Here is a 12024-nt window from a genome sequence, read left to right on the forward strand (position 1 = left end):
AACGCATCTCACTTTATCAGCAGCCGTAGTGGAAAAGATGCGCAGAGCAAGTGAGTACAGAGATTACCGGGGGGGGAAAGCGTATTACGACAGATTACAAATCGGTCTGGCGCCGGAGGGAAAAGTGGCCGTCTGGTTACAGGGAAGTGGCACTGAGCCTAATTACCGCGTCACCCCGTCAGTCCTGAAAACCTTATCAGGGAATAAATTAGATATATGCAAAGGGGTAACCAAGAGCGATTTTTCTTATGGATATGACAAAGATATAAAAGATTTCATCAAAGGGAAAAAATACCCTTACGGTAGTTGGTAACCTACCTCTGAAACCCTAAGGAACTTGCCGTGATCCTTTGGAGCTTGATGGCCTAACGTACAGTAATTTTCAAAATTTAAACTGGCCCCAAACAGGCCGCTATTTCGCTGCAAAATGTTACAGTGTAACGGAAGGGGCGGAGGGTAAAGGTAATCTTTATGCGGTTTTAATAAGCATAAGCTGGCGATTTGAAATCTTTTATAAACAGAAGGATAAGAGATGCCATCAGAAAACAGCTCCGGCGCAAATGCGCCAGAGCAGCTAGCCGGATTAGAAATCGGCTTTTAATACTACGCGGAAATTCGCCTTGCCAGCACGGACATGGTCCAGCGCTTCATTAATTTTCGACATCGGGAAGAACTCCACCTGCGGGGCAATATTGGCCCTGGAAGCAAGTTTCAGCAGTGAACGCAGCTGACCCGGAGAACCGGTAGAAGAACCAGTCACCGCTTTGTCACCCAGAATCAGGTCGAATGCATTGACCTCAATAGGCTTCAGTACTGCGCCCACGGTATGGAATTTGCCATGAGGAGCCAGTGCATCAAAGTAAGGTTTCCAGTCGAGATCCACGGCAACGGTGCTGATAATCAAATCAAACCGCCCTGCCTGCGCTTTTAACGCTTCAGCATCACGGCTGTTAACCACTTCATCGGCACCCATATCCAGGATCGACTGCTTTTTGTTTGGCGTTGAGCTGAACGCCACCACTTCCGCGCCCATAGCTCGCAAGATTTTGATAGCAATGTGGCCCAGGCCGCCGATACCGATAACGCCGACGCGACTCATTGCCGTAATATTGCTCATCAGCAGAGGTTTGAATACGGTAATACCGCCGCACAGCAGTGGCCCGGCACTGGCAACATCAAGGTTTTCCGGCAGTGGGATCACCCATTGCCAGTCAGCACGCAGTTTCTCTGCAAAGCCACCGTTGTTGAGAATGGTCGGCGTGGAGCCCTGGTGACAGTTTACCTGTTCGCCATTGATGCAGGCATCGCAGTGCTGGCAGCTTTTGGCGGTCCAGCCAATACCGACGCGCTGGCCTACTTTCAGGCCCTTAGACTGGGCAGCGTCACCAAGCGCAGAAACACGGCCAATAACCTCATGGCCAGCGATAGTTGGGTAGCTGGAGATGCCCCATTCGTTATCGATCATCGACAGGTCAGAATGGCAGACACCGCAGTATTCAACTTCAACTTCCACTTCTTCCGTGCTCAGCTCACCTGCTTCGTACTCATACAGTTCCAGGGCCTGACCCGCTTTCATCGCTGCGTAGCTTTTAATTTTCACTCTTCACCTCGTTGCAAAATTTACCTGAGAGAGTTTAGCAAAGCCTGCCACTCTGCCATGAAGCGAAACGAGGCGGAGGAGAGATCTGCTTTGTATCTGCATGTAAATATTGCTGTTTTAACGCCCATATTTTACTTCAACGTGACAAGAAGACGTAGCAGAAAACGCACCTTCGTGACAACGTCACATCCACTGCGCCCTGTTTCGTTGGCGACTGCCGCGCTAACTGGTAAGATTTTGCTGAACGTGACCAATCGCTTCAACAACTTGCGTCGAATTAGCCTGAATGTTCACAATGACATCTCCGGCTTCCCTTACCAGATGTACCCCTTCGTCAGCCCGCACCAGGTTCGCCGTGATATTTTTTTGCGCGGTAGCGGCCAGTTCATGATTGCGCTCCACCACGCCGGTAATTTCCTGGCTGGCAGAATGGATATGGGCGGCAAGGCTACGTACTTCATTAGCAACCACGGCAAAACTTCGGCCATGCGTTCCCGCACGAGCCGCTTCTACCGCCGCATTAAGCGCCAGCAGATTAGTCTGGCTGGCGATGGAGCGTATCGTCTCCACAATTATGCCTATCTGGGCAGACTGCGAGCTTAATCCATTAATATCATCCGAGACTTTGCGCAGCTCGCCCGCTATTTCATTCATTTTCCTGACGCTGTTTTCAATAACGCGGACGCCAATTCGGGTGTTATCGCTGGTCTCCAGCGCGGCCTGGAAAGCCTGCTCCGCCGCTTCCCGCTCCAGCTGACCTTTCTGCACTTGTGCAGTGACATCAGTGGCGAATTTTACCACCTCATATAGCTGTTTATTCTCATCAAATACGGGGTTATAGGTGGCGCGTAACCAGATGGTTTTGCCCTGTTTATCGACGCGCGGAAACTGACCGGAAACGAAATCGCCGTGGCGGAGCTTCTTCCAGAATTCACTGTATTCTCTGCTGGCGGCCAGTTCAGGCGAGCAGAACCTGCTGTGGTGTTGGCCAATAATTTCGGCTGCCTGGTAGCCCATTGTTTTCAGGAAGTTATCATTAGCGCGAAGAACCTGCCCGCTAAGGTTAAAGGCAATCACCGCCATCGAGCGGTTAATCGCATTAGTCATCGCGCGCTGCTCCTGAGCATCCAGGATACGGTCAGTGATATCTGACGCCAGCTTAACAATTTTCACCACCCTGCCGTTGCGGTCCTGCACCGGCACATAGTTAGCCTCCAGCCAGATAGGGCGGCTGTTTTTTGCCAGGCGCAGGAATTTATTGCTGAAGCTTTCGCCACGGCGCAGACGTTGCCAGAAATGGCTGTACTCTGCCGAGCTGACTAAGGAAGGCGGACAGAAGAGGCTGTGGTGCTGACCAATAATTTCAGCCAACTCATAACCCATTTTTTCAAGGAACAGCGTATTAGCGCCTGATATTATGCCGTCAGCGCTGAATTCAATCATGGCTATCGCTTCATTTAACGAATTGAGCGTAGCCTGCGACTGACGGGAGTGATGATAAAAAACACGAGATAAAACCCCGGATTTAATGGTACCGATCATGTTGTAACCTTTTTGTCATATTTATGGTATTCGTCACAAATACACTATCGGCATTTTGCAGCAAAAATTAAGCTGTACTTAAAAAGCAACTTTGTAAAAAAATGCTTTAAAAAAAAGGAGATCCGTTTGATCCCTTCGACTTCTCCTGGTTACAGGTTGCTCAGCGAATAACCTCTAATAAAATCAACGAGGCCCCACGCAGTAGTGTGAAATTACCCATTTTTTACCTACTTTTGTTATTTGGATCAGCTAAGGCATTTCCGGTATCGTGCAGCGATTACCTGAGCTTGAGCGAAGCTTTCAGACAGACGTTTACTTTCCTCCGACTTTCTGGGTTCTCTTCAGCGGTTCATGACGATGGGCATTCTCTTGCCCGCAGTTCCAATGAGCATTTTTTCCAGCTTTAACAATTACTCACGACCGTTATCCCTGACTTTCTGCAAACTCATTGCCAAAGTAATCGCCTCTTTACCCCCTTATTTCCGCCTTTGCTTTAAGTCAAATTGCGCTAAAGTATCGGCCAATCTGGAGAATTATTTACTTTCCACTTCTGAACTCTGACTAAAAGGTCTTTTTTGCGTGGCAAAATCATTCTTACGCAGCGGAAGTTTGGACGCGGTTCTGCCTCTTGGCGAGAACGGTCAGCCCGTTTATCTCTCGGCTCTGCAACTGCGCGAAACCCTTCGCCTGAGAAAGCAGCAGCAAATTGCCGACTGCCTGGCGATCCCTCAGCCCAATGATGCGGGCGACCGGCTCGACTGGTATTCCCCCGTTACGGGTAAAGTTACCTCGTGGGCTGCAGCCAGCGACAGCGCCCGCAGCCACGCGTTAAACCAGCTTATTGCCTGTCAGCAGGCCGTGGCGGATATGTGCCAGAAGGCGCAACAGTCAGAGAAAACCAGCCAGAAGCTGTTTGGCGCCCTGCTTGCCAAAGCCCTGCAATTTCCCGATCAAAACTTTGTCTATCTGGTAGGTGGCAAACCCGTCCTGACCTTCTGGGGCTTTGTCTCGCTGGATAAAAAGTCCCGCCAGGACGCGCTGGATTGCCTGCGAGCCACGGAAGAAGATGAGCCGCCGCTGAATTTATCAAAGCTGGCCGCCCCGGTTGTTCCTGCTCTCTCTCCAGCCGCACCGGTTATTGTTCCGGCTCCGGTTAACGCCGCGACGTTGCCGGAAGCGGATGCGCCGCTCGTTGTTGAAGCTCAAGCTGTGGCCGCACCGGAGCCGGCTGCAGAAGCGGCCCCGCCAGCGCCTGAAACACCAGCTGCGGCACCCTCGCCTGCAGCAAAAAATAAGCTGATTCGCTATGGCTGGATGCTGCCTGCAGCGGCGCTGCTGATCGCTTTTGGTATTCAGCTCAAAGGCTGCGTTTCACAGCCAGAAAAACCGATGGCGCAAAACAGACCTGAAGAGAAAGTAGCAGCGCCAGAACCTGCCAAAACGGCTGCGCCTGCGGTAAAAGCTCCCGCTCCGGTTGCTGAAGTTAAGCCAGCGGAACCGGTTGCCACAGCGCAGAAAAGTGATGCCACATTACCTGTTGCCACAGCCAGCGTTAGTCCACCACAAACGGAAGCTGTGCCTGCTGTCGCAGAACCCATACCAGAAGAGCCTGCACCCGCACCTGCTCCGGTAACCAAAGAAGATCTGGTGATGCCAGCCGATGCCGTCAAGCTGGGGTCAACCAAATTCCTGAATGGCAACTGGCGCGTCATTGTCGGGGGTAAAAACCCGATTACCGGCAAGCCGCCGAGCCTGCGTTACCAGCTTAAAAATGGCAAAGGCATTGCCAAAATTACCCAAGGCGACGGCATCAGCTGCCGTGTGGAGGTCTATGCGGGCCTGATGAGTTCAGGCAACCTGGTGATCAACAGCCGCACCAAAGCGAAATGCAGCGATGGCTCCCGCTATCAGATGCCTGAACTGGTGTGTAAGCAAGGCGCCACCGGCGCTGCAGAGTGTAGTGGCCAGTACGATGCCAATACGGTGTTACCGATGACGATGAAGCGTGAGAGTAAATAATGATGCTGGCGACCATAGCTGACTTTAAACCTAATATGACGCTGATTCAGAACAGTGGCATTCAGTTCCTCGACTTTGCGCTGACGCCAGAACTGGACGACAGCCTGCCGGGAAAATTTGTTCGTCAGACCGCTAACGGCCCTCTTCTGCGGCTGAATTTCAACGAACAGAACGGCAAATATCTGCTGCCCGTCAATGCTGGCAGCACGCCTGAAGTGGTAAAGCCGGAATTCAGTTTCCCGCTCGGGCAGTCGCTTGATCTGCTTAACGGCATCTGGCTGCCGCTGCCCTTTTTCCGCTTCAATCCGCCTCGCACCTTTATTGGTGGGCCGGATAACTGGGCGCGTGTACAGATTATCAAACTGGATAAGCCTGATCAGAACGGCAATTCCCACCGTGTTTGTCTGGCTTTCGAAACGCGCGTCTGGGCCGAAGGTGAAGACGAGTCACTGGCGCTGAATGAGAGCGACGTGAAGAACGGCGTCAGCTTTGCGCTGGCGCACCGCAGCAACGAGCTGGGTGAATTTCTTGACCATACCTGGATTGATGGCTGGCTGCGTGAAGTCTTCAGCCAGCAGGCTACTCATGTTGAACAGCGCCCGCAGGTAAACATCCGCACCGCGCTGCGCGAATTTGAGTATCAGGCACACTACCTGAATATTCTGCATATGCTCGGCCACCAGCTCGCTTTGCCGGAACTGAAGATCAGTGCCGCCACGCTCTCGGCCCCCGCCATTCCGGTAGATCTGATTCTGGACGTGGGTAACTCGCACACCTGCGGCATCATGGTGGAAGATCACGTTGACGATCATCATGGCCTGAAGCACACCTATGAACTGCATCTTCGCAACCTGAGCGAACCTCATCAGCTGTTTAACGAACTGTTTGAAAGCCGCGTGGAGTTTGCTCAGGCTACATTTGGCAAGCAAAACTTCTCGGTGGAGAGCGGCCGTGATGATGCCTTCATCTGGCCTTCAATTACCCGCGTGGGCCGCGAAGCAAGCCATCTGGCATTACAACGTTTGGGCACCGAAGGCGCAACAGGCATCTCCAGCCCGCGTCGCTACCTCTGGGATGAAGAGGGTTATACGCCGGGCTGGCGCTTCAGCCGCACGCCGGGCAATGCCGCACAGGAGCCGCTGGCGACAGCCGCACCGATGACCAATCTGGTCAACGATGAAGGTCAGCCGCTCTATAACCAGCCGCTGGACGAACGTTTGCCGGTGTTTTCCCCACACTACAGCCGCAGTTCGGTGATGAGCTTTATGCTCTCTGAGCTACTGGCCCAGGCGCTGATGCAGATGAACAGCGCGGTACAACGCCAGAAAATGTTGCACAGCAGCGCGCCTCGCCAGCTACGCAATATCATTCTGACGCTGCCTTCCGCTATGCCAAAGCCAGAGCGGGAGATCTTCCGCCGCAGAATGCAAGAAGCCATTGCCCTGGTGTGGAAAGCGATGAGCTGGCATCCAGCTGATGAGGACTTCACCAGCGCTAAAGATAAGGCAAAAAGTCTGGTGCCAGTGCCGGAAGTGCAGATGGAGTGGGACGAAGCGACCTGCGGACAGATGGTCTATCTCTACAATGAAACCCAGGTCAATTTTGGTGGCCGTGCGGAAGCTTTCTTTGTCAGCATGGCGAGGCCGGATCGGGCACGGGCTGCCGATGAGCTGCCAGGTAAAACGCTGCGCATTGCCTCTATTGATATCGGCGGCGGAACCACTGACCTGGCGATCACGCAATATCGCCTCGACGACGGCGTAGGCAATAACGTTAAAATCATGCCGCGGCTGCTGTTCCGTGAAGGGTTCAAGCTGGCCGGTGACGATATTCTGCTGGATGTGATCCAGCTGTACGTTCTGCCTGCCTTGCAGGCGGCGTTTAAGCAGGCTGGCATGGTCAATCCTGAAGGAGTCATGACCCGTCTGTTCGGTCATGAAGGCCGCATTGACGGACACTCGACCCTGCGTCAGCAGGTGACCCTGCAAATCTTTATCCCGGTTGGTCAGGCGATTCTGGAAGCCTATGAGCAGTTCGACCCGCTGGAGCTGAACGCGGAAGTGGACGCCCGCTTTGAGGAGCTGCTGGCCCTGCCGCCAACGAAAAAATTGCTGGATTACATCAACCGGGAGATCCAACGGGAGCTGCCAGGCGATGCGGAAGAGTTTGATATTCTGCGCGTCCCGCTGATTGTGAAATTGAGCAAGCTGCACGCTGAATTCCTTTCGCCACGCATGAACATCACCCAGAGCCTGCGCTCCATGTCTGAAGTGGTGGCGGTGTATGACTGTGACGTGCTGCTGCTGACCGGGCGTCCCTCACGCTTCCCCGGCGTGCAGGCGCTGTTCCGCCATCTGCAACCGCTGCCGGTGAGCCGTATTCTTTCGCTTGATGGCTATCACACTAACGACTGGTATCCGTTTAACAAACAGGGACGGATTGAGAACCCGAAATCTACCGCGGCCGTCGGCGCGATGCTTTGCCTGCTCTCTCTGGATCTGCGCCTGGCGAATTTCTGGTTCAAAGCGGGAGATTTCCAGCCTTACTCCACCATTCGTTATCTGGGGATGCTGGACAGCAACGGCGCGCTGAGCAGCGATAACGTCTGGTACAGCGATATCGACCTTGATGAAGAGAAGTTCACCCTGGATGCCCGGGCCCGTTTCCAGGTGCGTGGCGCGCTGACGCTGGGCTTCCGTCAACTCGATAACGACCGCTGGCCAGCCTCACCGCTCTACACGTTGCAAATTGCCGATCCTCAGCTGGCGCGCAGCGTGGCGGGAGATAAAGTTCTTAAAATCAAATTGGCTGTAGCCAGACAAGCTGGTGAGTTTGGCCCGGAAAGATTTGAAATTGCCGATGCCACACTGGATGATGGCAGCCAGGTGCCGCTGGAGCATCTGCGCCTCAAGCTCAACACCCTGGCCAGCAACGGATCGGGATTAACCCATTACTGGATTGACAGTGGGAGCGTATACAAGAAATGAAACCGTTGACGCCTAAACAGTTGTCGGGCACGTTCGGCAAAAAACTCGAGACGCTGAACAAAACCATCGTTAACTCCCTTGCCTGGCTGGAGAGCGCCCGCGAGAATGCGCCGCGTCTGGATATGGAGGCCGATCGCCTCAGCGTCCGGCTACAGCGCCAGCGGAATAAGGCGAGCAATCTGCTGGAAGCCGCAGGTAAAGAGTGCGCCATCGGCTTCTTTGGACTCTCTCAGGCGGGAAAGTCCTATCTGATAACTGCGCTGGCAGCCAGCGATAAAGGCAGAATGGAGATTGCGCTGGGCAGCGCTAATCTGGAGTACAGCCAGCTTAACCCGCAACAGCAGACCTGCACCATGGTCACCCGTTACAGCGGTCAACAGATCCGCGTCGATAACGAATGGCCCGTGCAGATGGCGTTGTTAAGTGAAGAGGAGCTGGTGGCGATCCTGGCTGACGTCTGGGTTCGCCGGACAGAGGGTCGGACCGTTATGCTGGATGAACAGCAGATCTCTGAGCGCCTGAAGACAGTTTCCATGTATCGCCAGTCTGAAGCGATTGATGGCATGAAAGCTGGCGATGTGGTTGCCCTCTGGGATCGCCTGACGACCTCTCAGCTTTGCGTCAGCAAGGCGCTGGAGACGCATTTCTGGCCGCTGGCTATTGAGCTGGCTCCGATGCTGGGCGTGGACGACCGTGCGCGGTTGTTCTCGCTGCTCTGGGGTGAAGATCCTGAGCTGACCGCGCTCTACCGCCAGCTGGCGCACGTTCTTCACCATGTATCGGGTGTACCTCGCGTGCTGGCTCCGCTCTCCGTGGTGGACGATCCCTCCCTTAGCGTGCTTAACACTCACGGGCTGCGCTACTTTAACGCCTCCTCAGATCGGGTTATTCAGGTTGTGCCGCAGCATGGCGGTCGTAACCTTCAGCCGGTCAACCTGGCTTTAGCCGAACTGGCGCTGATGGGACGTGAGGTGCTGATGCCGCTCTATAGCGCCCCGCGTGAAAGCCTGTTTGAACAGGTTGATCTGCTGGATTACCCCGGCTTTGAAACGCCTTCCGTACTGCCAGATGACGAGCATCATGCGCTGGCGCTGGCCTTTATGGCCGCCAAGCGCGCGTTCCTGTTAACCCGCGCGGCGGAACATCAGGATGTGAATCTGTTGATGGTGTGCAGCGCCGTAGGGCATCGCTCAGAAACCCGTACCGTAGGCCGCGTGCTGGACAACTGGGTGAAGCAGACCCAGGGTGAAAATAGCCAGATCCGCAGCCGACGTAAACCGGGCCTGATTTGGGCGCTGACGCCATTCGATCAGCGCATCACGCACGGGCAAAATTTTGATGCCGCCGTTCAACGCTATGTTGGCAACCCTGGCGATGCCTGGGGCTCAATGCTGGCGATGGATGAGAAAGGCGTTAAGCGTATGGCTGGCTGGCTGATGACAGAAATTCGTCGTGAAGCGAAGGTAGAACGCTTGCAGGAGCAGAGTGATGAGATCCGCCGTGAGCTGCGCGAAAATCTGTTAGGCCGCTGGTATCTGGCGTCTGAAAAAGAAGAGCCGCAGGCCCGTTTGCGTATAGCGGAAACGCTGCTGAAATCGCTTCAGGCTCGCACAGGCGTGCACGGTGAACTGCTGGAAAGGCTGCTGCCCTCGCGCGAAACGTTGCGCCATCTCTTCCTGCAGCGTCAGAATCCTGGCGAGCGTCCGCTGGTTGAAGAGTATGCCCTCAGTGAAGAGGACCCTTTTGGCATCGGCATGAGTATTGACCTGCTCAGTGATGAGCCGGTACAGGGTTTGATCAACACCGAAACGCACGCCGCATCTGAAGAGCCGGAAGCGGAATTTGCCCAGCAGGTTTACCGCCACTGGATCAATACTCTGCGTCAGCTTCCCGATCAGGGGGCGCTGCTGGAGCTGCTGGGCATCACTAAACCTACGCTGGAAATGTTGACCGAAGAGCTGGTGACGGCCAGTATTCGCCTGGATATTGAAGCGGCGCTGGTAAAAATGCTTACCGACCACGAAGCGCCGGGCACACCGGTTGAAATGATGGCCGATCGCCAGGTTTCACGCGCGCTCAGCGTGATGGGCGATTTCGTCGCCTGGCTCGGCTTTCAGCATCTGCCGGAAGCGCAGCGTCCGGAGAGCAAGATTAATCGCGGGCAGAAGATTTTCGCCAAGCCGGAAACGCAAACGGCCAGCCTGGGTCCGGGTCAGCGCCTGACCAAACTGGCGCTTAAGCCTAATAATCACGCCGCCTACTATATCTATGACTGGCTGGTTGGACTGAATGAAATGATTTTGCAAAATGCGGGATACTCCGCAGCACGTGAAATCGATGCCGGGCATCGCGAAGAGCTGGCGGCAATTCTGAAGCAGATTGGCCGCTAGTTTATTTCTGCGGCTTATTTCTCCCTCTGAACTTACGGACTGAAGGGACACCGGTTAATGCCGGTGCCCTTCCCGCCGTTATCTTTTCCTGAACCTTAATGACGCAACCCGCCTCGTGGCTACCCTGCCCCGCGCAATTAAAGTCTGACACTGAGTCCCACAGAGATGCACTTTTCAGCTAACTAAAGCACTTATATTCATTAAGCCGTTTAGGCGCTGTTTGTTATGTTGCTGAAACAGAAATAACTCTCCGGGAAAACAATGAAAAAGATTTTGCTTAGCGGCCTGATTGCCGCTGCACTTAGCGCGTCTGCCTTTAACGCACTGGCTGAGACCGCCCCGAAAACAGTCACCATCGGCTTTCAGAAAGCGAATATTTTTGCGCTGCTGAAATACCGCGGCACGCTGGACAGTGATTTCAAAAAACAGGGTATTGCCGTGAAATGGGTTGAGTTCCCTGCCGGGCCACAGATGCTGGAAGGGCTGAACGTGGGCAGTATCGATCTGGCCGCTACTGGCGATGCCCCGCCTGCTTTTGCTCAGGCGGCGCAGGCCGATCTGGTCTATCTGGCCCATTCGCCAGCCAACCCAAAAACCGAAGCTATTCTGGTGCCGGAAAATTCGGCGATCAAAACCGTTGCCGATTTAAAAGGCAAACGCGTGGCGCTGAATAAAGGTTCGGACGTTAACTACCTGCTGGTCAGCGCGCTGGAAAATGCCGGGCTGAGTTATAAAGACGTTAAGGCGATCTATCTGCCGCCAGCCGATGCGCGCGCAGCCTTCCAGCGTGGCGCGGTGGATGCCTGGGTTATCTGGGACCCCTACTACGCAGAGGTGGAAACCAACGCTAAAGCGCGGCTATTAAAAAATGCCGAAGGTCTGGTGCCGCATTACACCTTCTATCTGGCGAGCCGTAAATTTGCTGATACTTATCCGCAGACGGCAAAAGAGGTGGTAGATAAGCTGGGAGCTCTGAGTGCCTGGGCAAACAAAAATCCGGATGAAGCCGCAAGAATACTCTCGGTTTCCACCGGGTTGCCACAGCCAATCTGGCAGCGAGCTGTTGCCAGAATGCCGTTTGGTGCAGAACGCATGACGCCGGAAGTATTTAAGGAACAGCAGGCGCTGGCGGATAAGTTTACGCAGATTGGCTTACTGCCCGTTAAGGTGAACGTCAGCAGTGCTACCTGGTCGCTGGATAAGAAGTAGCAGGAAGACAAGATAAAGGGTAATCACAAGGTTGCCCTTTATTACGCCACCCTATCGCACGCAGAAGCTTCAGCATTCGATGCAGGGCGGCAGCCACTGGGTTCTTCGTTCGTCACATGAGTCCCTGGCACCTGCATCGTTTTGCCCCCACCAGTGAAACGCGACTCTTTATTCAGCCGCTGATTAACCTTAGCTGATTTCCTTGGTTCACCTTCCCCCTGTAAAAGCCCGATATTTAACGTCATCTCTCTGTAAATAGTGACGTTTAAGAATCGAT

At 54.1% G+C, this 12024-nt stretch carries 7 protein-coding genes; 5 read left to right on the top strand and 2 right to left on the bottom strand.

Going from position 1 to position 12024, the window contains the following annotated elements; translation table 11 throughout:
• Positions 1 to 313: DUF2931 family protein (locus SD961_RS09735; RefSeq protein ID WP_318790172.1), on the top strand; the 313-nt coding region annotated here is incomplete at its 5' end.
• 270 nt (positions 314 to 583) lie between these two features.
• Here SD961_RS09735 and ahr read toward each other — a convergent pair.
• Positions 584 to 1600, bottom strand: a complete 1017-nt coding sequence (ahr, locus tag SD961_RS09740; protein WP_318790173.1) for an NADPH-dependent aldehyde reductase Ahr — start codon at positions 1598 to 1600, stop codon at positions 584 to 586.
• A gap of 222 nt (positions 1601 to 1822) precedes the next feature.
• Positions 1823 to 3142: a PAS domain-containing methyl-accepting chemotaxis protein gene (locus SD961_RS09745; RefSeq protein WP_318790174.1), complete on the bottom strand. Its 1320-nt coding sequence runs from the start codon at positions 3140 to 3142 to the stop codon at positions 1823 to 1825.
• A 579-nt stretch (positions 3143 to 3721) separates the two neighbouring features.
• Between SD961_RS09745 and SD961_RS09750 the strand changes: the two genes are divergently transcribed.
• The 4 genes from SD961_RS09750 to SD961_RS09765 all read left to right on the top strand — a co-directional run bounded on the left by SD961_RS09750 (position 3722) and on the right by SD961_RS09765 (position 11747).
• Entirely contained in the window at positions 3722 to 5161 is a 1440-nt protein-coding gene (locus SD961_RS09750; RefSeq protein WP_318790175.1) for an SrfA family protein, read from the top strand.
• 2 nt (positions 5162 to 5163) lie between these two features.
• Positions 5164 to 8148, top strand: coding sequence for a virulence factor SrfB (locus SD961_RS09755; protein ID WP_318790484.1), 2985 nt, complete (start codon positions 5164 to 5166; stop codon positions 8146 to 8148).
• The gene (locus SD961_RS09760; RefSeq protein WP_318790176.1) at positions 8145 to 10538 is read left to right on the top strand and encodes a virulence factor SrfC family protein; all 2394 of its coding nucleotides are present in this window, start codon (positions 8145 to 8147) and stop codon (positions 10536 to 10538) included. The genes SD961_RS09755 and SD961_RS09760 overlap by 4 nt, the downstream gene beginning before the upstream one ends.
• A 261-nt stretch (positions 10539 to 10799) precedes the next feature.
• A complete protein-coding gene (locus tag SD961_RS09765; protein WP_318790177.1) occupies positions 10800 to 11747 on the top strand; it encodes an aliphatic sulfonate ABC transporter substrate-binding protein in 948 nt (315 codons plus the stop codon).
• Positions 11748 to 12024 lie beyond the last annotated feature (277 nt).

The organism is Erwinia sp. MMLR14_017 (genome assembly GCF_033657285.1).
Lineage (GTDB): Bacteria > Pseudomonadota > Gammaproteobacteria > Enterobacterales > Enterobacteriaceae > Erwinia.